The organism is Pseudomonas sp. NFIX49 (assembly GCF_900115915.1).
GTDB classification, from domain to species: domain Bacteria; phylum Pseudomonadota; class Gammaproteobacteria; order Pseudomonadales; family Pseudomonadaceae; genus Aquipseudomonas; species Aquipseudomonas pharyngis.
Map to the genome: position 1 here is coordinate 21,748 of NZ_FOYE01000013.1, position 21,782 is coordinate 43,529.

General features: G+C 62.4%; 24 protein-coding genes. 12 read left to right on the top strand and 12 right to left on the bottom strand.

All coding sequences use genetic code 11. The annotated features are described in order from the left end of the window. Positions 1-606: 606 nt before the first annotated feature. The 6 genes from rluB to BMZ46_RS28540 all read right to left on the bottom strand — a co-directional run bounded on the left by rluB (position 607) and on the right by BMZ46_RS28540 (position 5,529). The gene (gene rluB, locus BMZ46_RS28515) at positions 607-1,824 is read right to left on the bottom strand and encodes a 23S rRNA pseudouridine(2605) synthase RluB (RefSeq protein ID WP_007958356.1); all 1,218 of its coding nucleotides are present in this window, start codon (positions 1,822-1,824) and stop codon (positions 607-609) included. A 154-nt stretch (positions 1,825-1,978) separates the two neighbouring features. Beyond that, entirely contained in the window at positions 1,979-2,170 is a 192-nt protein-coding gene (locus BMZ46_RS28520; RefSeq protein WP_007958358.1) for a DUF1289 domain-containing protein, read from the bottom strand. 2 nt (positions 2,171-2,172) lie between these two features. Continuing rightward, positions 2,173-3,192, bottom strand: a complete 1,020-nt coding sequence (gene scpB, locus BMZ46_RS28525; protein ID WP_074692282.1) for an SMC-Scp complex subunit ScpB — start codon at positions 3,190-3,192, stop codon at positions 2,173-2,175. A gap of 11 nt (positions 3,193-3,203) precedes the next feature. Further along, on the bottom strand, positions 3,204-3,902 hold the full coding sequence (locus tag BMZ46_RS28530; RefSeq protein WP_170844946.1) for a segregation and condensation protein A: 699 nt from the start codon (positions 3,900-3,902) through the stop codon (positions 3,204-3,206). A 120-nt stretch (positions 3,903-4,022) separates the two neighbouring features. Beyond that, entirely contained in the window at positions 4,023-4,652 is a 630-nt protein-coding gene (locus BMZ46_RS28535) for an L-threonylcarbamoyladenylate synthase (RefSeq protein WP_039765617.1), read from the bottom strand. A 13-nt stretch (positions 4,653-4,665) separates the two neighbouring features. Further along, a complete protein-coding gene (locus tag BMZ46_RS28540; protein ID WP_074692285.1) occupies positions 4,666-5,529 on the bottom strand; it encodes a PHP domain-containing protein in 864 nt (287 codons plus the stop codon). 87 nt (positions 5,530-5,616) lie between these two features. Between BMZ46_RS28540 and BMZ46_RS28545 the strand changes: the two genes are divergently transcribed. The 6 genes from BMZ46_RS28545 (at position 5,617) to BMZ46_RS28570 (ending at position 9,725) form a co-directional block, all read left to right on the top strand. Then, positions 5,617-6,213, top strand: coding sequence for a septation protein A (locus BMZ46_RS28545; protein WP_011333003.1), 597 nt, complete (start codon positions 5,617-5,619; stop codon positions 6,211-6,213). Between the two features lies 1 nt (position 6,214). Then, complete coding sequence (locus tag BMZ46_RS28550) at positions 6,215-6,514, top strand: YciI family protein (protein WP_039765503.1); 300 nt, start codon at positions 6,215-6,217, stop codon at positions 6,512-6,514. 121 nt (positions 6,515-6,635) lie between these two features. Then, a complete protein-coding gene (locus BMZ46_RS28555; RefSeq protein WP_039765500.1) occupies positions 6,636-7,046 on the top strand; it encodes an SH3 domain-containing protein in 411 nt (136 codons plus the stop codon). A 7-nt stretch (positions 7,047-7,053) separates the two neighbouring features. Continuing rightward, positions 7,054-7,731 carry a response regulator transcription factor gene (locus BMZ46_RS28560; protein WP_007958370.1) on the top strand — a complete coding sequence of 226 codons (678 nt, stop codon included), beginning with the start codon at positions 7,054-7,056 and terminating at the stop codon, positions 7,729-7,731. 136 nt (positions 7,732-7,867) lie between these two features. After that, complete coding sequence (locus tag BMZ46_RS28565) at positions 7,868-8,317, top strand: Spy/CpxP family protein refolding chaperone (protein WP_007958371.1); 450 nt, start codon at positions 7,868-7,870, stop codon at positions 8,315-8,317. Between the two features lie 67 nt (positions 8,318-8,384). Further along, positions 8,385-9,725: a sensor histidine kinase gene (locus BMZ46_RS28570; RefSeq protein WP_074692287.1), complete on the top strand. Its 1,341-nt coding sequence runs from the start codon at positions 8,385-8,387 to the stop codon at positions 9,723-9,725. Positions 9,726-9,832: 107 nt separating this feature from the next. Here BMZ46_RS28570 and BMZ46_RS28575 read toward each other — a convergent pair whose 3' ends face one another. Continuing rightward, positions 9,833-10,399 carry a nitroreductase family protein gene (locus BMZ46_RS28575; protein ID WP_074692290.1) on the bottom strand — a complete coding sequence of 189 codons (567 nt, stop codon included), beginning with the start codon at positions 10,397-10,399 and terminating at the stop codon, positions 9,833-9,835. A 121-nt stretch (positions 10,400-10,520) separates the two neighbouring features. Here BMZ46_RS28575 and BMZ46_RS28580 point away from each other — a divergent pair, with 121 nt between their 5' ends. Further along, on the top strand, positions 10,521-11,975 hold the full coding sequence (locus BMZ46_RS28580) for a TrkH family potassium uptake protein (protein WP_039765494.1): 1,455 nt from the start codon (positions 10,521-10,523) through the stop codon (positions 11,973-11,975). On the opposite strand, the gene BMZ46_RS28585 is transcribed toward BMZ46_RS28580, so the two are convergent. Then, on the bottom strand, positions 11,932-12,993 hold the full coding sequence (locus tag BMZ46_RS28585; RefSeq protein ID WP_011332998.1) for an AraC family transcriptional regulator: 1,062 nt from the start codon (positions 12,991-12,993) through the stop codon (positions 11,932-11,934). The two genes, BMZ46_RS28580 and BMZ46_RS28585, sit on opposite strands and share 44 nt — an antisense overlap. A 167-nt stretch (positions 12,994-13,160) precedes the next feature. On the opposite strand from BMZ46_RS28585, the gene BMZ46_RS28590 reads away from it, so the two are divergent. Beyond that, on the top strand, positions 13,161-13,472 hold the full coding sequence (locus BMZ46_RS28590; RefSeq protein WP_039765490.1) for an Mpo1-like protein: 312 nt from the start codon (positions 13,161-13,163) through the stop codon (positions 13,470-13,472). Between the two features lie 24 nt (positions 13,473-13,496). Then, positions 13,497-14,087: an HD domain-containing protein gene (locus tag BMZ46_RS28595; protein ID WP_039765489.1), complete on the top strand. Its 591-nt coding sequence runs from the start codon at positions 13,497-13,499 to the stop codon at positions 14,085-14,087. 14 nt (positions 14,088-14,101) lie between these two features. On the opposite strand, the gene BMZ46_RS28600 is transcribed toward BMZ46_RS28595, so the two are convergent. Beyond that, a complete protein-coding gene (locus tag BMZ46_RS28600) occupies positions 14,102-14,917 on the bottom strand; it encodes a UDP-2,3-diacylglucosamine diphosphatase (RefSeq protein ID WP_039765488.1) in 816 nt (271 codons plus the stop codon). A 133-nt stretch (positions 14,918-15,050) separates the two neighbouring features. Between BMZ46_RS28600 and BMZ46_RS28605 the strand changes: the two genes are divergently transcribed. After that, a complete protein-coding gene (locus BMZ46_RS28605; RefSeq protein ID WP_039765486.1) occupies positions 15,051-15,815 on the top strand; it encodes an AraC family transcriptional regulator in 765 nt (254 codons plus the stop codon). 72 nt (positions 15,816-15,887) lie between these two features. After that, positions 15,888-16,781, top strand: coding sequence for a DMT family transporter (locus tag BMZ46_RS28610; protein ID WP_039765484.1), 894 nt, complete (start codon positions 15,888-15,890; stop codon positions 16,779-16,781). On the opposite strand, the gene BMZ46_RS28615 is transcribed toward BMZ46_RS28610, so the two are convergent. Next, positions 16,775-17,062: an Rdx family protein gene (locus BMZ46_RS28615; protein WP_039765482.1), complete on the bottom strand. Its 288-nt coding sequence runs from the start codon at positions 17,060-17,062 to the stop codon at positions 16,775-16,777. The two genes, BMZ46_RS28610 and BMZ46_RS28615, sit on opposite strands and share 7 nt — an antisense overlap. Before the next feature lie 71 nt (positions 17,063-17,133). Here BMZ46_RS28615 and BMZ46_RS28620 point away from each other — a divergent pair, with 71 nt between their 5' ends. Beyond that, the gene (locus tag BMZ46_RS28620; RefSeq protein WP_074692293.1) at positions 17,134-19,335 is read left to right on the top strand and encodes a patatin-like phospholipase family protein; all 2,202 of its coding nucleotides are present in this window, start codon (positions 17,134-17,136) and stop codon (positions 19,333-19,335) included. Between the two features lie 6 nt (positions 19,336-19,341). Here BMZ46_RS28620 and BMZ46_RS28625 read toward each other — a convergent pair whose 3' ends face one another. Continuing rightward, positions 19,342-21,117: a motility hub landmark protein FimV gene (locus BMZ46_RS28625; RefSeq protein WP_074692303.1), complete on the bottom strand. Its 1,776-nt coding sequence runs from the start codon at positions 21,115-21,117 to the stop codon at positions 19,342-19,344. 127 nt (positions 21,118-21,244) lie between these two features. Continuing rightward, positions 21,245-21,679: a MarR family transcriptional regulator gene (locus BMZ46_RS28630; RefSeq protein ID WP_039765478.1), complete on the bottom strand. Its 435-nt coding sequence runs from the start codon at positions 21,677-21,679 to the stop codon at positions 21,245-21,247. Positions 21,680-21,782 lie beyond the last annotated feature (103 nt).

Consider the following 21,782-nt stretch of genomic DNA (forward strand, 5'->3'; position numbering starts at 1 on the left):
ACGCGGCGCATTGTACACCGCTAACCCCCTGCTGCCAGACCTCGCCGGATCAGCGTGTCGGTTGCCGGGATTGCATGTGTCCACCCCGGGAAGCCCGGGCGGCTGCAAAATTTGAGTCAGGCCTTTGCAGGCCATCGGCGTGGACGATGGAAGATTCGCCCCACGTGGAGAAGTGAAAATGGATAACGGCGTTCATTGCGCCTCCTTCTTGTTATGCACCTGCACGACAGGCATGGAGCGCATCTCACCCTCCAAACGACACTGAAACAAGCGCGCCAGAGCGCTGCGCAAGGCCCGGTGAGCCTGGCTCCGGCAGATTTTCCTTACACCCAGGCAAAGCCACCCGATTCATGGGACGGCGAGGGCTTTTTCGTAAACATCCACTGACAGCGCGTAACGTAAAGTTTCCACTCCAGACCCCTCGAAGAGGCGTCCGGTGATTGACGTTAGCTGGCTAACTATTTGAAAGGCGTTAAGTTTTTTGTTTAAAAACAAGAAAAACACGCCCGAAAAAAAGAAATAAAAAGTCCAAAAAAAAACGCCAACCCTGAGGTTGGCGTTTTCTGTTTTCAGCTTGAAGCTTGCCGCTCGAAGCTTACAACCGCGTTATTCCGGCTTCTTGCGACCGAAACCCGGACGCTGACCGGAACCGGCCGGTGCGCCACGGCGCTTGCCCGACGGTTTGTCATCGTCAGCCAGCTTGATGCCTGGACGCTTCGGCGATGGCTTGGACGGACGCTTGGTGTCGACTGGACGATCCGCCACCGGCGTACCGCGACCTTCGCCACGCTCGGTACGGCCATTGGCCGGACGCGGAGTGCGTGGACCGCGCTCGCCATCCGGACGCGCTGCCGGTTTGCGACCTGGACGCTCGCCTTCGATCTGCGGCTCGCGAACCGGACGCGGACCGGCGCCAATCGGCGCACCGTTGGCCGGACGCAGGGTACGCACGCGCTCGGTACGGGCCATCGGACGCGACGACTTGCGTTGCATGCGGTCGAGCTTGTCTTTGCTCTTGGCATTCAGTTGCGGCATGGCCACCGGGGTCAGGCCGACTTCGGCGCTCAGTACGTCGACTTCGTACTGGCTCATTTCGCGCCAGCGGCCCATCGGCAGGTCGGAGTTGAGGAACACCGGACCGAAACGCACGCGCTTCAGACGGCTGACCACCAGGCCTTGGGATTCCCAAAGTCGACGTACTTCACGGTTACGACCTTCCATCACCACGCAGTGATACCAGTGGTTGAAGCCTTCGCCGCCCGGTGCCTGTTGAATGTCGGTGAAACGCGCCGGGCCGTCTTCCAGCACCACGCCGGCCTTCAGGCGTTCGATCATTTCGTCATCGACTTCGCCGCGTACACGCACCGCGTACTCGCGGTCCATCTCATAGGACGGGTGCATCAGGCGGTTGGCCAGTTCACCGTCGGTGGTGAACATCAGCAGACCGGTGGTGTTGATGTCGAGACGACCGATGTTGATCCAGCGGCCTTCTTTCGGACGCGGCAGCTTGTCGAACACGGTCGGACGGCCTTCCGGGTCGTCACGGGTGCAGATCTCGCCATCGGGCTTGTTGTACATGATCACGCGGCGAACCGACTCGGCGGCTTCTTCACGCTTGATGACCTTGCCATCAATGGTGATGGCGTCGTGCATGTCGACACGCAGGCCCAGGGTGGCGTCTTTGCCATTGACCTTGATCCGGCCGGCAGCGATCCAGGATTCGACGTCACGGCGCGAGCCGACGCCGATACGGGCGAGGACTTTCTGCAGCTTTTCGCCTGCTGGGCCGATTTCCTGGTCGTCTTTCTGATTGATGTCACTCATCTGGGCACCTCCCGGTGTGGTCTGTTCAGCGGCGCTGAATTGAGCCGCTGAAGCGTTGAAATCTGGGTTTTCGGGCGAAGGGATCGCCGAAGGGTCGCGAATCATACGCGGATGTGGCCGCGCGCGCATCAGAGACTAGTCGATCAGGCCAAGGTTATTTCTTTTTCCGCCGACCGGTGGCCCCGAGCTTGATCAGACGCAGCGCGGCTTCGGCCAGTACGGTGCGCTTGTCGTCCTTGTCGAGTTTCTTCCAGGCCCGGATCTCGCGCTTGCTGCGGCCGCAGCCGAGGCAGATGTCGTCGCTGAACTTGCAGACGCTGATGCACGGGTCCTTGGTCGAGCTCATGCTCAATCCTCGAACTCGCGGCGTTCGGCTTCAATGGCTTCGGCCAGGGCGCGGGCTTCGGCTTCTTCTTCGCTCAGCTCTTCCTCGGCGGCGGGTTCCGGGGCGGGCTGTTCAAGCCGGGCGACGGCGGCCAGCAGTTTTTCCCGGGCTTCGGCCACGCCGAGCACATCGTCTTCCTGCTCAGGTTCGTGCTCGAATTCAGGTTCATGCTCAAATTCAGGCTCGAATTCAGGTTCTGGCTCACCCTCGTGCGGCGGCTCGAGCGGATCGGACTCAACCCCGGTCGGCATCGATTCGCCGTCCAACCCGTCACGCAGCAAGTCGTCGAAGTCGGTCTTGATCCCCTCCTCCATGCTGTCCAGTTCCAGCAGCAAGGTATGGAAACTGGTTTCCTCCTTCGGCTCTTCCGACTCGGCGCTGGCGTCGGCCAGTTCCTGCAAGCCCGGTGGCACCGGAGCGTCGTCGAAGTCGAGCACCGGTTCCGCCTCGATCTCGCGCAGCTCGGCCAGCGGCGGCAGGTCGTCGAGGTTCTTCAGGTTGAAGTGGTCGAGAAACGCCTTGGTGGTGGCGAACATCGCCGGTTTGCCCGGCACGTCGCGGTAACCGACGATGCGAATCCACTCGCGCTCGAGCAGCGTCTTGACGATGTTGGTGTTGACCGCCACGCCCCGCACGTCCTCGATTTCGCCCCGGGTGATCGGCTGGCGGTAGGCGATCAGCGCCATGGTTTCCAGCAGCGCGCGGGAATAGCGCTGCGGACGCTCCTCCCACAAGCGACCGACCCACGGTGCGAACTTTTCACGGATTTGCAGGCGATAACCGGAGGCGACTTCCTTGAGCTCGAACGCCCGGCCCTCGCAGGATTTGCCGAGCAGGGTCAGGGCTTTCTTGAAAACCGGCGGTTCCGGGCGCTCGCCTTCTTCGAACAGTTCATACAGGCGCTCAAGGGACTGCGGCTTTCCCGAGGCCAACAGAAAGGCTTCAAGCAGGGACGCCAGCTCGCGGGGTTCAGTCAGGTTCATATCGGGACTCGTTATTCGGCTCGGGCTCGCACGTGGATCGCGGCGAACGGCTCATTCTGCACCAGCTCGATCAGGGATTCCTTGACCAGTTCAAGGATCGCCATGAAGGTCACCACCACCCCGAGCTTGCCCTCCTCGGCGGTGAACAGCTCGACGAACGGCACAAACCCGCCGCCCTTGAGCCGCTCCAGCACGTCGCTCATGCGCTCGCGGGTGGACAGCGCCTCGCGGCTGACCTGATGGCTTTCGAACATGTCGCCCCGGCGCAGCACTTCGGCCATGGACATCAGGATTTCTTCCAGCGCCACGTCCGGCAACAGCTTGCGCGCGCGGGCTTCCGGGGCGTCGAGCTTGGGCACGATCACGTCGCGACCGACCCGGCTCAGGCCATCGATGCCTTCGGCGGCGGCCTTGAACCGTTCGTACTCCTGCAGGCGGCGAATCAGTTCGGCGCGCGGGTCGTCCTCTTCGTCCTCGACGGTTTCGGCCCGGGGCAGCAGCATCCGCGACTTGATCTCGGCCAGCATCGCGGCCATTACCAGGTACTCGGCGGCCAGTTCCAGGCGCACCGACTGCATCAGCTCGACATAGCCCATGTACTGGCGGGTAATTTCCGCCACGGGGATGTCGAGGATGTTGATGTTCTGTTTGCGGATCAGGTACAGCAACAGGTCGAGCGGGCCTTCGAAGGCTTCGAGGAAGACTTCCAGCGCATCCGGCGGGATGTACAGGTCCAGCGGCATTTCCGTGACGGCCTGGCCGTAGACCATGGCAAACGGCAGTTCCTGTTGGGCACCGGCCTGGGGATCAACGGTTTCCACTGCAGACATTCAGGCCTCGACCATGAATGGAGCGGGATCGCCGCAACCGACGCGGGTCACTTCCGGATCGTCGCCCGTGAGGTCGATCACGGTGGAGGCCTTGATACCGCCGGAACCGCCGTCGATGATCAGGTCCACCTGATGCTCGAGCAACTGGCGCATTTCGTACGGGTCGCTCAACGGGTCTTCATCGCCCGGCATGATCAGGGTCACGCTCATCAACGGCTCGTCCAGTTCGGCCAGCAGCGCCAGCGCGATCGGATGGCTCGGCACCCGCAGACCGATGGTGCGCTTCTTCGGATGCAGCAACAGGCGCGGCACTTCGCGGGTGGCGTTGAGAATGAAGGTGTACGGCCCCGGCAGGTGGGCTTTGAGGATTCGAAAGGTCCCGGTGTCGATCTTGGCGTAATTGCCCAGCTGCGACAGGTCGCTACAGATCAGTGCGAAGTTGTGTTTCTCGTCGAGCTGACGCAGGCGTCGAACGCGCTCGATGGCGTTCTTGTCGCCGATCTGGCAGCCGATTGCGTAGGAAGAGTCCGTGGGATAGACCACCACTCCGCCCTTGCGGATGATCTCGACCGCCTGTTTGATCAGGCGCGCTTGCGGGTTTTCCGGATGAATCTGGAAAAATTGACTCACATTCTCTACCTGTTCAGACGGCGGCAATAACTGGGTCATGTTTGAACCGACCCCACAGGGGTGGAAGGTCCTCCGGCACCGGCCGGTACTGGCCGATCTCGGACCAGCCACCAGGGCCATGGAAATCACTGCCGGCGCTGACCAGCAGACCGAACTCACGGGCAAGAATCGCCAGGCTGCCCACCTGTTCCGCAGGCTGATGGCCATTGACCACTTCGATCGCATGCCCGCCCGCTTGAATATAGTCGGCAATCAGCTTTCGGCGCTTGCTGCGGGTGAAATCGTAGTGCCACGGATGCGCCAGGCTGACCCAGGCGCCGGCGGCGCGCAACGTGCCGACGGTATCTTCCAGGGTCGGCCAGTGCTGCTTGACGTCCCCCAGCTTGCCGGCGCCGAGCCATTTGCGAAACGCCTCGGCGCGATCCTTTACAAAACCTTCACGCACCATCCAGTCGGCGAAATGCGGGCGGGCCGGCGCGTTGCCGCTGTCGCCCAATTCCTGCTGGATCTGCCGCGCGCCGTCGAGCGCATTCGGCATGCCCTTGAGGGCGAGCTTGCGGCTTATTTCTTCAGACCGCAGCCAGCGGCCGTCGTGCAACTGCGCAATCGCCTCGACCAACGGCGCGGCATTGACGTCAAAACCGTAGCCGAGCACGTGAATGGTCGCCCCGCCCCAGGTGCAGGACAATTCGACGCCGTTGACCAGTTGCATGCCCAGCCCCTCGGCGGCCGTGCGCGCTTCGGCGAGGCCTTCGAGGGTATCGTGATCGGTCAGGGCCAGGACTCGCACGCCGTTCTCGAACGCACGCGCAACCAGTGCCGCAGGCGCCAGGGCGCCATCGGAGGCCGTGCTGTGGCAGTGCAAATCAACGTTCACGGGGATGTGTTACCTCAAATCAGCTGGCGCTATCGCGCGCCCATATGTTTGTTATTATGCCGCCACATCCAGCTTCTGGCTCTCACTGTGAAACAATTCATCGATTTCATCCCGCTTCTGCTGTTCTTCATCGTCTACAAACTCGATCCACGCACCGTCGACGTTGCCGGCCATGAACTGACGGTAGGCGGCATTTACAGTGCCACCGCCATGCTGATCATCAGCTCCCTGGTGGTGTACGGCGCGCTCTTCATCAAGCAGCGCAAGCTGGAGAAGAGCCAGTGGCTGACCCTGATCGCCTGCCTGGTGTTCGGCAGCCTGACCCTGGCCTTTCACAGCGAAACCTTCCTGAAATGGAAAGCCCCGGTCGTCAACTGGCTGTTCGCCCTGGCCTTCATCGGCAGCCATTTCATCGGTGACCGCCTGCTGATCAAGCGCATCATGGGCCACGCGTTGACCCTGCCGGATCCGGTCTGGACCCGCCTTAACATCGCCTGGATCGCCTTTTTCCTGTTCTGCGGGGCCGCCAACCTGTTCGTCGCCTTCACCTTCCAGAGCATCTGGGTGGACTTCAAGGTGTTCGGCAGCCTGGGCATGACCGTGCTGTTCCTGGTCGGTCAGGGCATCTACCTGTCCCGTCACCTGCACGACGCCGATACCACAACGCCAAAAACCGAGGACTGACATGCTCTACGCCATCATTGCCACCGACGTCGCCAACTCCCTGGAAGCCCGCCTCGCTGCGCGCCCGGCACACCTTGAACGCCTGCAAGTGCTCAAGGGCGAAGGCCGCATCGTGCTGGCCGGCCCGCACCCGGCGGTCGACAGCAATGATCCGGGCGCAGCAGGTTTCAGCGGCAGCCTGATCGTCGCCGAATTCGACTCCCTGAGCGCGGCGCAAGCCTGGGCCGATGCCGACCCGTACGTCGCCGCCGGCGTATACGCCAATGTTGTCGTGAAGCCGTTCAAGCAAGTCCTGCCGTAACCTCCCCCGCAAAAGCCCTCAGCGCGATGAACCTTGTCGGTTCATCGCGTTCTCAATCGCTCATTATTCTCGTTTGCCGGCCGACAACCTGCCCAATATCCATTTGGAAACAGGAGTCGCGATGCGCAAGGGTCCGTTGTGTCTGATGTTGGTCACGTTGTCGATCATGGCGCCCGCCCATGGTGAAGAAAGCACCGAAGGCAACAGCTCCACGCCGCTTTCATTGAGCGCCGGCAGCCAGATCACCGAGTTGCAGCAGCGCCTGAAGGCCAGCGAGCAGCAACGGGAAGAACTGAGCAAACAACTGCAAAATGCCGACAACACCCGCGAAAGCGCCCAGCTCGCCCGGTTGCGCCAGGAGAACCAGCGTCTGAAGCTGCAACTCAAGGAAGCCCAGGCCAGCCCGCTGCCACGCCTGCTGACCGAACAGCAGCAATGGTTCGTCACCGGGGCCGGGGTAGCGCTATTGGCGCTGCTCTGCGGTATCTTTGCCAGTGGAGCAAGCCGAAAACGTCGGCAATGGCTAAATTGAGTGAGTCATGAGCGAGCTGTTACTGATTGATGATGACCAGGAGTTGTGTGAACTCCTGAGTAGCTGGCTGAGCCAGGAAGGCTTTCAGGTCCGGGCCTGTCACGATGGCCAGAGCGCCCGCAAGGCGCTGGCCGAAACCGCGCCGGCAGCCGTGGTACTGGACGTGATGCTGCCCGACGGCAGCGGTCTGGAACTGCTCAAGCAACTGCGCAGCGATCACGCCGACCTGCCGGTGCTGATGCTTTCGGCCCGGGGCGAGCCGCTGGACCGGATCCTCGGCCTGGAACTGGGCGCCGACGATTACCTGGCCAAACCCTGTGATCCACGCGAACTGACCGCCCGCCTGCGCGCCGTGCTGCGCCGCAGTCATCCGGCCGCCGTGTCGACCCAGCTCGAGCTGGGCGACCTGAGCTTCAGCCCGGTGCGCGGCGTGGTCAGCATCGACGAAAAGGAATTCACCCTCACCGTCTCCGAAAGCCGCCTGCTCGAAGCCCTGCTCAAGCAACCGGGCGAGCCGCTGGACAAACAGGAACTGGCGCAGATCGCCCTCGGCCGCAAGCTGACCCTGTACGACCGCAGCCTGGACATGCACGTCAGCAACCTGCGCAAAAAGATCGGCCCGCACCCCGACGGCCGCCCGCGCATCGTTGCCCTGCGCAGCCGTGGCTACTACTACAGCCTCTGATCGTCTGTCAGTTTTGTCAGGTCGGCGCGAAAGCGTGTTTACCCAAGCTTTACACAGCGCTGACCGCCGCTGACCTTGATCTCCGTAATCTGTACTCATCCGGAACGTACCGGGAACGAGACAAAGGAGATTCACCATGCGCAAGACTCTTATCGCTCTGATGTTCGCCGCTGCCCTGCCGACCGTCGCCATGGCCATGCCACAGGATGGCGGCCCGATGGGTGGCCCGCTGGACGGCCCGCGCCATGGCGGTCAGATGCACGGCATGCACGGCAAAGGCCCGTACAGCCAGCTGGACCTGTCCCGCGAACAGCGCGAGCAGATCCGCAAGATCATGGGCGAGCAGATGCACGAGCGTAAGCAGACGGTCGAAAAATACCTGGAGAAACTCTCGCCAGCCGACCAGAAAGCCATGAAGGACGAGATGGCGGCCAACCACAAGAAAGCCGAATCCGATGTCCGCGCCGTGTTGAAACCGGATCAACAGAAGAAATTCGACGAGATCCAGAAGAAACAGGCCGAACGTCGCGCCGAATGGGCCGAGTTCAAAGCCTGGAAAGCGCAACAGCCGCAAAAGGCGCAATAATGTTCTAGCGTCACGCCCCGACCCAACGGCTCACCTCCGTTGGGTTTTCTTTGTTTGAGGATTTTCTGTGCGTTCATTGTTCTGGCGTATCCTCGCCAGCTTCTGGCTGGCCATCGCTCTGGTTGCAGGGCTTTCCATTCTGCTGGGGCACATGCTCAACCAGGACGCGTGGATCCTCAGCCGCCATCCGGGCCTCAACACCCTTGCCGCCGAATGGACGCAGACCTACGAAGCCCAAGGCGAAGACGCCGCCCAAGACATCCTCGAACAGCGCAAACGCCAGTACCACATCGACGTGCAAGTGCTGAACGAAAGCGGCGACCCGGTGGTGCGCGGCACCTTCCCCCGGCGTGCGGCAGCCTTCGAGGCGCGGCAGAACAACGATGACCGACGCCTGCCCTGGCGCCGTCTGACCGACGAATTCACCAGCGACAAAAGCGGCGACACCTACCTCTTCATCTACCGCATCCCGCACCCGGAACTCGACGCCTGGCACCGCGAAAGCCTGCTCTGGCCGTTGAGTGCACTGGGTATCGCGCTGGTGGTGCTGACCCTGTTCAGCCTGCTGGTGACGTTTTCCATCACTCGCCCGCTCAGCCGTTTGCGCGGCGCGGTGCATGACCTCGGCCAGACCACCTATCAGCAGAACAGCCTGGCGCAACTGGCCAACCGCCGCGATGAGTTCGGCGTGCTGGCCAACGACTTCAACCGCATGGGCGCACGCCTGCAAAGCCTGATCGGCAGTCAGCGCCAGTTGCTGCGCGACGTGTCCCACGAGTTGCGTTCACCGCTGGCACGCCTGCGCATCGCACTGGCACTGGCCGAACGGGCGAGCCCCGAAGAACGGGAAAAACTCTGGCCGCGCCTGACCCGCGAGTGTGATCGGCTGGAAGCGTTGATCAGTGAAATCTTGGTGCTGGCGCGAGTCGATGCCGACAACGCCAGCGCCGAAGGGGTGGATTTGAATGCCCTGCTCGCCACCCTGCAAAAAGACGCTCAATTGGGTTCGCCAGAGCAGACCGTGCGTCTGGAGGCCGAGCCGGCACTTAATCTGATAGGCTGGCCGACCATGATCGAACGAGCCGTGGACAACCTGCTGCGCAATGCCCAGCGCTTCAACCCGGTCGGGCAGTCGATTGAAATGCAGGCGTCACGTCAGGGCGAGCGGATCGTGGTCAGCGTGCGTGACCACGGGCCGGGGGTGCAGGCTGAACATCTGAGCCAGTTGGGCGAACCGTTTTATCGGGCGCCGGGGCAGACTGCTGCGGGTCATGGCCTGGGACTGGCGATTGCCCGGCGGGCGGCGGAGCGGCATGGCGGGACGCTGGTGCTGGCCAATCACCCGCAGGGCGGATTTGTGGCGAGTCTTGAATTGCCTCTCGTACCGGGGGCAATTGTCCAACCGTGAAACCAATGTGGGAGCGAGCCTGCTCGCGATAGCTTTTTGTCAGTCAATGGTGATGTGACTGGCTGCCCCCTATCGCGAGCAGGCTCGGCCCCACATTTATTTAGTTGTCAGGCCTTTGCCGGCCAGGCGCTGACAAACTCCGCCAAATCAACCTTCTCCGCCACCCGCGGTTCTTTCTGCGGCGTGCCGAGGTACAGAAACGCAATCACCTCTTCGTCATCCGTCAGGCCCAAACCCCTGGCGACATGTTTCGAATAAGCCAGATCACCGGTGCGCCACACCGCGCCAATCCCCTGCGCGTAAGCCGCCAGCAGAATCCCGTGCGCCGCACAGCCTGCGGCCAGCAACTGCTCGGCCTTGGGGTATTTGACGTGATCCTGCAACTTGGCGATGACCACGACCACCAGCGGCGCCCGCAGCGGGCCGTTGCGAGCCTTGTCAATCATCGCTTCGGTGACTTCGCCTTCCTGCATCTGTGCAGCTTCGGCCAGCAACTCGCCCATCTGCTCACGCGCCGCGCCTTCGACGGTCAGGAAGCGATACGGCTGCAAATGGCCGTGATCCGGTGCGCGGGTCGCGGCGGCGAACAGCACTTCGCGCTGTGCGGCAGTGGGGGCCGGATCGATCAGTCGTGGAACGGAAACACGGTTGAGCAAAGCGTCGAGAGCCTGCATCGGCCACCTCCTGAAAAAAATGTCCGGCTATTCTAGCTGCAAGTGATCCAGACGCGTCGGTTTACATGCCTTGCACCGCAGGTAGAATGGCGCCCTTCCCACATCAGCCCGAGCGGACTTCATGGCGTTGCCGACCTTACGGATCATTGGTTTCATCATCGGCATCTTCCTGATCACCCTGGCCGTCGCCATGGTCGTGCCCATGGCCACCCTGGTGATTTTCGAGCGCACCGGCGATCTGCCGTCGTTCCTCTGGGCGAGCATGATCACCTTCGTCGCCGGCCTCGCGCTGGTCATTCCCGGTCGCCCGGAACACATTCACCTGCGCCCTCGCGACATGTACCTGCTGACCGTCAGCAGCTGGCTGGTGGTGTGCATTTTCGCCGCACTGCCGTTTTTGCTGACCCAGCACATCAGCTACACCGACTCGTTCTTCGAAAGCATGTCCGGCATCACGGCCACCGGGTCGACCGTGCTCAACCACCTGGACGACATGTCCCCCGGCATCCTGATGTGGCGCTCGCTGCTGCACTGGATCGGCGGTATCGGCTTCATCGGCATGGCGGTGGCGATCCTGCCGCTGCTGCGCATCGGTGGCATGCGGCTGTTCCAGACCGAATCCTCGGACCGCTCGGAAAAGGTCATGCCCCGCTCGCACATGGTGGCGCGGCTGATCGTGGCGGCCTACGTCGGCATCACGATTCTCGGCAGCCTGGCGTTCTGGTGGGCCGGGATGAGCCCGTTCGATGCGATCAACCACGCGATGTCAGCGATTTCCACCGGCGGGTTCTCGACCTCCGACCAGTCCCTGGCCAAGTGGACGCAACCGGCGGTGCACTGGGTCGCGGTGGTGGTGATGATTCTCGGCAGTCTGCCGTTCACCCTGTACGTGGCGACGCTGCGCGGCAACCGTCGGGCGCTGATCAAGGATCAACAGGTGCAGGGTTTGCTCGGCATGTTGCTGGCGACCTGGCTGGTGCTCGGCACCTGGTACTGGTGGACCACCAACCTGCACTGGCTGGACGCGCTGCGCCATGTGGCGCTGAACGTGACGTCGGTGGTCACTACCACGGGGTTTGCGCTGGGGGACTACAGCCTGTGGGGCAATTTCTCGCTGATGCTGTTCTTCTATCTGGGCTTCGTCGGTGGCTGTTCCGGTTCGACGGCGGGCGGGATCAAGATCTTCCGTTTCCAGGTCGCCTACATTTTGCTCAAGGCCAACCTTAACCAATTGATTCACCCGCGTGCGGTGATCAAGCAGAAGTACAACGGTCATCGCCTCGACGAAGAAATCGTTCGTTCGATTCTGACCTTTTCGTTCTTCTTCGCGATCACCATCTGCGTGATCGCCCTGCTGCTGTCGCTGTTGGGCGTGGACTGGATGACCGCGTTGACCGGCGCCGCCAGCACCGTGTCCGGCGTAGGCCCGGGCCTGGGCGAGACCATCGGCCCGGCCGGCAACTTCGCCAGCCTGCCGGATGCGGCCAAGTGGATTCTGTCGTTCGGCATGCTGCTCGGCCGACTGGAGATCATTACGGTGTTTGTACTGTGTATTCCGGCGTTCTGGCGTCACTGATCGCCTTCGGCGCCTCCAGCAACCGCGCCCGGTAATCGCCGGGCGTGGTGTCGAACCAGCGACGGAAGGCGCGGAAGAAATTGCTCGGATCGGCAAACCCCAACAGATAGGCAATCTCCAGCAAGGTCATGCTCGGTTGCGCCAGGTATTGCTCGGCGAGTTCGCGGCGGGTGTCATCGAGCAACTGCTGAAAACTGGTGCCCTCCTCCTGCAAGCGTCGTTGCAAGGTACGCTGGGACAGGTGCAGGGTCTGCGCCACCGTGTCGCGCTTGGGTTCGCCCTGCGGCAGCAGGCGGCACAACACCTGACGCGCCTTGTGGGTCACGCGGCTTTCGGAAAAACGCGCCAGATACTCCCCGGCGAACCGGTCGTGCAGCAGCGCCATCGCCTCGTTGGCGGTGGGCAGTGGCGCCTCCATGTCGGCCCGCTCGAAGATCAGCGCGTCATACGGCGCGTTGAACACCAGCGGTGCATGGAAGGCTTGTTTGTAGGGTTCAAGATCATCCGGCTCGTCGCCCTGCACCAGCACTTTGCGCGGGTGCAGCGTGCGTCCGGTCAGCCAGCCGCACAGCGCGAGTGCGCAGGCCAGCGAGGCTTCTGCACTTTGGCGGGTCGGCGGCAGGTGATCGCCATGCACCGTCAGAATCAGCGCATAACCTTCATCGAGCAGGCGAAAACTCAGGTCGGCACTTTCGGCGATGATCCGCTGATAACGCACCAGACGCTGAAAACCTTCCGCCAGCGTATTACTGGACATCAGTGCATAGCCCGCGACATGGAACGAAGCCGGCCGCACCACCTTGCCCATGTTCAGGCCGATCGCCGGATTCCCGGACAGCTCGACCGCCCGTTGCCAGAGTCGGGTCATGGAATCCTGTGGGAAGCGCGCGTCCGGATCCTCCAGCGCCGCGTAGTCGAGCCCCAGCTGTCTGAACAGAACCCGGCAATCCAGGCCGTCCATTTCCAGTGCCTTGACAATCCCCATCGCCCAGCTTGCAGATGTCGTTCGTTCGCTCATGGCGTTTTTTCTTGGATGACATGGTGAGCCGCATACTACGGCCGATTTCCCAAGGATAGTAAAGTGGCGCCGATTGTCACTGGCCGACGCCATTGATCACTCTAGACTCAAATAAGCTACCCGCCGAACAACTTGCAATCAGAACAATAACCACAGAGATCGCAGTCGTGGAAACCATCAAGCCTTTCAACAGCTTCGCCGAGTTCTACCCGTATTACCTCAGCGAGCACAGCAACAGCACCTGCCGTCGCCTGCATTTCATCGGCACGACGCTGGTGATCTTCATTCTCGCCCTGACCATCGCCAAGGGCGCCTGGCTGCTTTTACTTGCGTTGCCGCTGGCGGGCTACAGCTTTGCCTGGGTCGGCCATTTCTTTTTCGAGAAAAACCGCCCGGCCACCTTCCAGCACCCGTTCTACAGCCTGCTCGGCGACTTCGTCATGTACCGCGACATGATCCTGGGCCGCGTGCCGTTCTAGAAATTCCGACCAAGAGGATTGCCGATGAATGCCAATGCCCGTTTCACCCACATGAAGGACGGCACACCGGACGACTGGGCGATCATTGCGGCGGATTTCAGCGCCTATGCCCGTCAGTTGCCGGGCCGGATCATGGCCCACCTGAAACTGCTAGAAGGCGATTTCGGCGGTTTCCCGGTGGATCGCCTGACCCACTCGCTGCAAACCGCGACCCGCGCCTTTCGCGACGGGCGCGACGAGGAATACGTGGTCTGCGCCCTGCTCCACGACATCGGCGACACCCTCGGTTCCTACAATCACCCGGACATTGCCGCCGCCATCCTCAAGCCGTTCGTCAGTGCCGAGAACCTGTGGATGGTGGAAAAGCACGGGATCTTCCAGGGCTACTACTTCTTCCATCACCTGGGCATGGATCGGCACCTGCGCGAGCAGTTCAGCGAGCACCCGCAGTTTCTGGCGACCGCGGAGTTCTGCGCCAAATACGACGCGGCGGCGTTCGACCCCGAGTACGACACCCTGCCGCTGAGCTTCTTCGAGCCGATGATGGAAAGGCTGTTTGCCCAGCCGAAGAACTCGATCTACAAGGCGGCGATGGAAGAGCACAGCCCGGCCTGAATCGATTTGAAAACTCAGACCAGCTCGGCAACCTTCGCCGCTTTCAACTCGGCCTCTCGCGCCTGCGCATCGGCCAGGCGATACAACTCGATCGTGCCGTCCCAGTGCTCGATCAGCGCCGTACACGACTCCACCCAATCGCCACAATTGAGGTAATCCACCTCGCCGACCTTGCGGATCTCGGCGTGGTGAATGTGCCCGCAGACGACCCCGTGCAACTCGCGTTTCACACATTCGTGGGCGATGGCTTCTTCAAAGTCGCTGATGAAGCTGACTGCGGTCTTCACCTTGTGCTTGAGATAGGCCGACAGCGACCAGTAGCCGTAACCGTATTTCGCCCGCCAGTGATTGAGCCAGCGGTTGAGGGTCAGGGTGAATTCGTAGGCCGAATCGCCGAGGAACGCGAGCCAGCGGTGGTAACGGGTGATCACGTCGAACTGGTCACCGTGAATCACCAGCAGGTGCCGGCCATCGGCGGTGACGTGGACGGCTTCGTCGACCAGCTGGATGTTGCCCAGAATCAGTTTCGAATAGCGGCGCAGGAATTCGTCGTGGTTGCCGGTGACGTAGATCACCTCGGTGCCACGCTTGCTCATGGTCAGCAAGCGGCGAATCACGTTGGTGTGCGCCTGGGGCCAGTACATGCCGCCGCGCAGTTTCCAGCCGTCGATGATGTCACCGACCAGGTAGATCTTGTCGGCGTGGTAGCCCTTGAGAAATTGCGACAGATGCTCGGCCTGGCAATCCCGCGTGCCCAGGTGCACGTCGGAGATCCACAGGGTGCGAACCCGTTGTTTACGGCTGGGTCTGGCGAGCTCGGCGCTGGTCATGGGCAACCCTCTGCGATGTTTTCGCCACTGTGCGCGCGCCCGGTTAATCGACCATGACAGGTGTGCGTCAGTCGTGTGACAAACGCGTCGCCCCCTGTGCCGGTGTAGACTGGCGGCTCGCCCGGAGACCGCCATGCAACCGATCCTGACCCTGCGCCATTACAGCCACGACCTGATCGCCCACAGCCACGACCACGCACAACTGGTGTTCGGCCTGTCCGGCGCGCTGGATTTTGAAGTCGAAGGGCACGGCAGCCAGGTCTTGCAGCAGAGCTTCGTGGTGATCCCCGCCGGCGCGCATCACGCGTGCGGCAGTCCCAAGGGCAGCCGTTGTCTGGTGCTGGATGTGCCGGACGCACAATGGCTGACGCGCTCGCTGGGCAATCACGCCGATGCCAGCCGCCGTCTGCTGGACAACGCCGCGCGGTTGTCGCTGGATGCCGGGCAAGGTCAACTGGTCAACTGGCTGGCGAACAGTCCGGTGGACGATCCGTTGATTGCGCAACAGGGCGCGGTGTTGCTGCTGGCGAGCCTGAACCACGTGCCACCCGCCGAGATCGTCGCGCGCCGCCTGCCCTACGCGGCACTCGACGCGCACATCGAGCAGTACGCGGCCTATCCGCTGCAAGTGGCGGATCTGGCGCGTGTCGCCGGATTGTCCAGCGCCCGGTTGCATGCGCGGTTCGTCGCCGAATGCGGGCAAACGCCTATGGACTACATTCGCACTCGCCGGCTGCACAAAGCCGTCGCGCTGTTGCGCAACACCACGCTGCCCGTCGGTGAAGTGGCCAGCCGGGTCGGCTACAACTCGCAAAGCGCGTTCTCGGCCGCCGTCCTGCGTGAGTTCGGTACGTCTCCTACACAATTGCGACGCGAGGCTGACGACAAAAGTCGATAGCCTGCCGACAGACTTTTCCGTCGTTACACGCTTCAATGTGTGCCTGTAATGGTGTTTGGAAAAAGGACTGCAATGACTCCCCGTACCGCCCTCGGCGCCCTGCATATCGGCGCACTGATGTTCGGCCTGACCGGCGTCTTCGGCAAACTCGCGGCCGCAACGCCCGCCGTCATCGTGTTCGGGCGCGCCGCGTTTGCCGTGCTGGCCCTGGCGTTTTTCGCCCGTTTCGCCCAACAGGGTAGCTGGCAGAAACTGCAGGCCGTCGACTGGCGGCGCCTGGCCCTGAGCGGCGTGCTGCTGGCCGGGCATTGGGTGAGTTTCTTCATTGCGGTCAAGGTCGCGGGCGTTGCCATCGCGACCCTGGGTTTCGCCAGTTTCCCGGCCTTCACGGTGATCCTCGAAGGGCTGATCTTTCGCGAGCGCATCCGCATCAATGAAATCGTGCTGGTGGTGCTGGTCAGTGTCGGACTGGTGCTGGTGACCCCCGCCTTCGATCTGGCCAGCGGCGCGACCACCGGCCTGCTCTGGGCGATCCTGTCCGGCCTGCTGTTTTCCCTGTTGTCCCTGACCAACCGAGCCAGCTCAGGACGCATCCCGGCGGTGCAGGCAGCGCTGTGTCAGAACGTGGTGGTGGCGTTGTGTCTGCTGCCGGTGGCGGCGCCGCAACTGAGCGAAGTACGGGCCATCGACTGGTTGTGGATCGGTCTGCTCGGGGTGTTCTGCACCGGCGTCGCCCACAGTCTGTTCGTCGCCAGTCTCGCGGTGATCAAGGCGCGCACCGCCGCGGTGGTGTTCGCCATGGAGCCGGTGTACGGGATTACCGTGGCGTGGTTGCTGTTCGATGAAGATCCGACCCTGCGCATGTTGATCGGCGGCGCACTGATCATCGTCGCCATCGTGGTGTCGAGCCGGCTGTCAGGCAGCAGCGACAAGAAAACCGTCGCGGCCGAAGCCGCCTCTCACTGAGTACGGTCGTTGTGGCCGAGGTCGCGGTCAGGGTCGATCCGGTCGCGCACCCGCTGCTTGAGCACCTTGGCTTCGGGGAAACCGCCGTCGGCCTTGCGCTCCCAGATCTGCACGTCGTTGCAGGTGATGTGGAATATCCCGCCGGTGCCCGGCACCAGGGACACTTTGCCGAGATCGTCGCCGAAAGTGCTGAGCAGCTCTTGCGCCAGCCACGCGGCGCGCAACAGCCACTGGCATTGCGTGCAATAGGTGATGACGATTTCCGGTTTTGTGACGGTCATGATTGCTGAAACTCCTGAGCCAGAGGGCGCCGCTATAATAGCCGGCTTTATCGCTCGCCCCGAGAATCACGATGCGTCGTCTGCTGATCTGCCTGTTGCTTGGTTTCCTACCCCTGTTCGCTGGTGTCAGCGTCCATGCCAGTGAGGCCACACGCCCGAAAGTCGGCCTGGTGCTGTCCGGCGGCGCGGCCCGTGGCCTGGCGCACATCGGCGTGCTCAAGGCGCTGGAAGAGCAAGGTATCAAGATCGATGCGATTGCCGGCACCAGCATGGGCGCGGTGGTCGGCGGGTTGTACGCCTCGGGCTACAAGATTGACGAGCTGGAAAAACTCGCCCTGACCATCGACTGGCAGCAGGCATTGTCCGACGCCCCGCCCCGCAAAGACGTACCGTTCCGGCGCAAGCAGGACGACCGCGATTTTCTGGTGAAACAGAAGCTGAGCTTTCGCGACGACGGCAGCCTCGGCCTGCCCTTGGGCGTGATCCAGGGCCAGAACCTCGCGCTGCTGCTCGAAAGCCTGCTGGCCCACACCAGCGACACCCGGGATTTCGACAAACTGCCGATCCCGTTCCACGCCGTGACCACCGACATCGCCAACGGCGAAAAAGTGGTGTTCCGCAAGGGCCATCTGCCCCAGGTGATCCGCGCCAGCATGTCGATCCCGGCGGTATTCGCCCCGGTCGAACTCGACGGCCGATTGCTGGTGGATGGCGGCATGACCGACAACATTCCCCTCGATGTGGCGCGGGAAATGGGCGTCGACGTGGCCATCGTGGTCGACATCGGCACCCCACTGCGCAACCGCAAGCAACTGGTGACCGTGGTCGATGTGCTGAACCAGTCGATCACCCTGATGACCCGACGCAACTCCGAAGAGCAACTGGCGACCCTGCATCCCGACGACGTGCTGATCCAGCCGCCGCTGGCGAGTTTCGGTTCCACCGATTTCGGTCGCGGCCAGGAGATGATTGACGCCGGCTACCGCGCAACCCAGGCCCTGAACGTGCGCCTCGCGCGTCTCAAACCCGTGCAGTCGCAGGACGCCGAACTCAACGCTGCCCGCGCGCCGGGCCAGCGCACGCCGATCATCACTGCGATCAAGGTCGAGAACGACTCGAAAGTCGGCGATGACGTGATCCGCTATTACATCCGCCAGCATATCGGCGAACCGCTGGATCTGGGTCGCCTGCAAACCGACATGGGCACCCTGTACGGCCTCGATTATTTCGAGCAGGTGCAATACCGCGTGGTGCACAAGGGCACGGATCACACGCTGGTGATCAGCGCGCGCGGCAAGCGCACCGGCACCGATTACCTGCGGGTCGGCCTCAGCCTGTCGGACGACATGCGCGGTGACAGCGCCTTCAACCTCGGCGCCAGTTACCGCATGAACGGCATCAACCGGCTCGGCGCGGAATGGCTGACCCGGGCACAGATCGGCGATAAACAAGAGTTATACAGCGAGTTCTATCAACCGCTGGACGTGGGCTCTCGCTACTTCGTGGCGCCTTATGCATCGTTCGCCGCGCAGAACGTCGACTCGGTTCTGGACAACGATCCGATTGCCCAGTATCGCGTCGAGCGCTACGGCTTCGGCCTGAATGTCGGCCGGCAGATCGGCAACAGCGGCGAAGTGCGTTTCGGCGTCGGCGAGGCTTGGGGCAAGGCCGATGTACGGATCGGCGATCAGGACCTGCCGAGCGAAAACTTCAACGAAGGGTTCTATGCGCTGAAGTACTCCTTCGACTCGCTGGACAACGTCTACTACCCCCACGAAGGCGAAGACATCGGCCTGACCCTGGTGCAGTTCGAGCCGAGCCTGGGTTCCGACACGCGCTACCGGCAGTGGGAATTCAAACTGGACAAGGCCATGAGCAGCGGCCCGGATACGCTGATCCTGGGCGGTCGTTACGGTCGAACGCTGGACGATGCCAACGTGGTGACCTCCAGTTTCCTGCTCGGCGGCGCCCGGCAACTGTCCGGTTTCCGCGAGGACGCCATCTCCGGGCAGAACGTCAGTCTGATGCGCGCGGTGTATTACCGCCGTCTCACCCCGCGCTCGTACCTGCCGCTGGACTTCCCGCTGTACGCCGGCGCCTCGCTGGAACGCGGCCGGGCGTGGAACAACGACAACGAGTTCGACAGTGGCTACATCAACGCCGCCAGCGTGTTCATCGGCTTCGATACGCCGCTGGGGCCGCTGAACTTCAGCTATGGACTGAACGATGCGGATGAGCAGGCGGTGTACCTGAACCTCGGGCAGACCTTCTGACGGCGCTCAGCGAATCCCCGCCAACAGCGTGCGCGCCGTTTGCTTGAGGGGTTCGTCGGCTTCCTTGAGCAGTTCGTTGAGCAAGGCAATGGCGCTGTCGAGATCGCCGTCGTCGATGCAGGTCTGGGCCTGTTCGAGTTTGCCGGCGTTTGCGGCGTCCGAGGGTTCGGATTCCGGCGCCTGCAGCTCCAGTGGCTCCAGCGAGAGCGACGTGCCGGGATCGCCAAATTCGTTGAGAAAGTCCTCGTCCAGCGGCTGCGCTTCCGGCTCGGCGATCCATTCCAGTTCGGCGGTTTCAGCGTCGTCGGGCAGGGTTTCCGGCAGTTCGAAATCCTGTGGCAGTACCTGCAGATCGGAGCCGAGCGTTGATGGCGCCTGTTCAGGTGCGTCGGTGGTGGAGCGAGTCTCCTCAAGATCCCAACTCGACGCCATCGAGAGCTGATCCAGGTTCAGTTCGAAATTGTCTTCGGGTTCCGGCTCCACAGGGGGTTCGATCGGCAGCGCAGCAATCACCGGAGCCGCTGCCGCCAGAGGTGCGGCGCTGGCCAGTTTCGGGTAGCGGGCGCGAATCTCCTGCAAGCGCTGATCCTCGACCCCGAGCTGGCGCAGGCGGTTTTCCTGCTCGTCATAGATCGGCGTGTCGCCCTGCCGCCCCAGCACTTCAAGCAACTGCACGCCAAGGTCGATGCGCTCCGGTTCCCGCTGCAACGCATCGCGCAACAGACCGGCAGCCTCGCCCAAGCGTCCGTAGGCCAGATAAATGCCGACCGCTTCCAGCACATCACCGTTGGCGTGTTCCTCGCGATGTTCGACAGCACTGTGAACGGCACTCGGCTGCATCGGTTCGGCGTCGTCGACCGGGGGTTCGTTTCGAACCGGCAGGAACGGTGTCGGCGCCTCAGCCCCTTGTTCCTGCTGGCGGTGCCGACGCACATACAGCCCTGCCACCAGCAATCCCAGTACCAGCAGCAGTCCGCCGAGCAGCGGCCAGTTGAGTGAATCCTCCGGGGACTCAACCGGGGCAATGACCGGCGCAGGCACAGGCGCCACGGGTGCGACAGGTGCCGGCGGCGCCTGTTGCACTTCAATCAGATGGGCCTGCAAATCACCGAGCTGTTTCTTGCCGTCAGCGATCAGCACTTCCTGCGCCTGAAGCTTCACGTTCAATGCATCGATGGTTTTTTGCAGTTGCTGGTTCTGCAGAATGCTCGCCGCCAGTTGCTCGGCCTGCGCGTCGGCGACCGGAGCCGGTGGCTGCACCGGCGCAGCAGGTTTGGCCGGCGTAGTTGCGGTGGGAGTCTCGGGGGTCGGGAATTCCGAGGATTGCGCGCGCGCCGTCGGCTCGTCGGTGGCCGGAACAATTCCCGGTGAGCCCGGCGGGTCGATCAGCACGGTGTATTCGCGCAGCAGGTGGCCGTTGGGCTGATCGAGCTGCACCAGGAAATTCAGAAAGGGTTCGTTGACCGGTTTGGTCGAAGTCACCCGGATCATGTTGCGATTGCCGCGCAGGATCGGGGTGAACTTGAGGTTGTTGAGAAAGAACACGCGCTCGACGCCGGCGCGGCCAAACTCGTCCGCCGAGGCCAGACGAACCGCCAGTTCGCTTTCGCTGACGCCCCCGACATCCACCAGCGCGATGTCAGCCTTGAGCGGCTGATTGAGGGCTGAATGCACGGTGATGTCACCGAGCCCCAGCGCCAATGAGGCGGTGGACCAGGTGAGAACACCGGCCACCAGCAGCGAGTTGGCGCAACGCTTTACCACGTGCCGACTTCCGAGCATGAGCATCCCTTGAATAAGCAAAACCGACTTCTATGCGTTCGCACATCCGGTACGAACACGATATTGCCCAGTAGTTCTTATAGTCCGCCCAGCGCGATCTCTCAAAAAAACGGCACGCGGTTATGCCTCAAGACTTTTCCAGGTTAGCCAGAATGTGCCCGTGAACCCGCATGCAGACCTTCAGATCCGCCTCGTCGACGCCTTCGAACAATTCCTTGCGCAATTGTGTTGCGATGGTTTCGATCTGCTCGATCAGCGGCAAGGCCGGTGCGCACAGCACGATTTTTTTCGCCCGGCGGTCTTCCATCACGGACTGGCGTTGCACCAGGCCCTGGCTTTCCAGGCTGTCGAGCAGACGGGCCAGGGTCGGCCCTTCGACGCCGACGCTCTGCGCCAGCTCCCGCTGAGTCGGCGCCTCTTCGAAACGCGCCAGATGCAGCAGCACCAGCCAGCGTGCCTGGGACAAGCCCAGACCGGCCAGCCGGCGATCCAGTTCGGCACGCCAGCCACGGGACATCTGGGCCAATTGCATGCCAAAACGGTGTTGATCGGTTAACGGCATAAAACACTCATGATTAGACTGAACAAATAGAGAAAAACTAATTATTAGTCAGCTAAGCATGACATTTGGCTATAGGCAAGAGGCGTCCTGTACTGAATCGTTA

Bases quoted from the DNA above. Each gene is read 5' to 3' on its own strand.
- rluB (WP_007958356.1), bottom strand. From the start codon at position 1,824: ATGAGTGACATCAATCAGAAAGACGACCAGGAAATCGGCCCAGCAGGC.
- BMZ46_RS28520 (WP_007958358.1), bottom strand. From the start codon at position 2,170: ATGAGCTCGACCAAGGACCCGTGCATCAGCGTCTGCAAGTTCAGCGAC.
- scpB (WP_074692282.1), bottom strand. From the start codon at position 3,192: ATGAACCTGACTGAACCCCGCGAGCTGGCGTCCCTGCTTGAAGCCTTT.
- BMZ46_RS28550 (WP_039765503.1), top strand. From the start codon at position 6,215: ATGCTCTACGCCATCATTGCCACCGACGTCGCCAACTCCCTGGAAGCC.
- BMZ46_RS28555 (WP_039765500.1), top strand. From the start codon at position 6,636: ATGCGCAAGGGTCCGTTGTGTCTGATGTTGGTCACGTTGTCGATCATG.
- BMZ46_RS28560 (WP_007958370.1), top strand. From the start codon at position 7,054: ATGAGCGAGCTGTTACTGATTGATGATGACCAGGAGTTGTGTGAACTC.
- BMZ46_RS28565 (WP_007958371.1), top strand. From the start codon at position 7,868: ATGCGCAAGACTCTTATCGCTCTGATGTTCGCCGCTGCCCTGCCGACC.
- BMZ46_RS28575 (WP_074692290.1), bottom strand. From the start codon at position 10,399: ATGCAGGCTCTCGACGCTTTGCTCAACCGTGTTTCCGTTCCACGACTG.
- BMZ46_RS28580 (WP_039765494.1), top strand. From the start codon at position 10,521: ATGGCGTTGCCGACCTTACGGATCATTGGTTTCATCATCGGCATCTTC.
- BMZ46_RS28585 (WP_011332998.1), bottom strand. From the start codon at position 12,993: ATGAGCGAACGAACGACATCTGCAAGCTGGGCGATGGGGATTGTCAAG.
- BMZ46_RS28595 (WP_039765489.1), top strand. From the start codon at position 13,497: ATGAATGCCAATGCCCGTTTCACCCACATGAAGGACGGCACACCGGAC.
- BMZ46_RS28600 (WP_039765488.1), bottom strand. From the start codon at position 14,917: ATGACCAGCGCCGAGCTCGCCAGACCCAGCCGTAAACAACGGGTTCGC.
- BMZ46_RS28605 (WP_039765486.1), top strand. From the start codon at position 15,051: ATGCAACCGATCCTGACCCTGCGCCATTACAGCCACGACCTGATCGCC.
- BMZ46_RS28610 (WP_039765484.1), top strand. From the start codon at position 15,888: ATGACTCCCCGTACCGCCCTCGGCGCCCTGCATATCGGCGCACTGATG.
- BMZ46_RS28615 (WP_039765482.1), bottom strand. From the start codon at position 17,062: ATGACCGTCACAAAACCGGAAATCGTCATCACCTATTGCACGCAATGC.
- BMZ46_RS28620 (WP_074692293.1), top strand. From the start codon at position 17,134: ATGCGTCGTCTGCTGATCTGCCTGTTGCTTGGTTTCCTACCCCTGTTC.
- BMZ46_RS28625 (WP_074692303.1), bottom strand. From the start codon at position 21,117: ATGCTCGGAAGTCGGCACGTGGTAAAGCGTTGCGCCAACTCGCTGCTG.
- BMZ46_RS28630 (WP_039765478.1), bottom strand. From the start codon at position 21,679: ATGCCGTTAACCGATCAACACCGTTTTGGCATGCAATTGGCCCAGATG.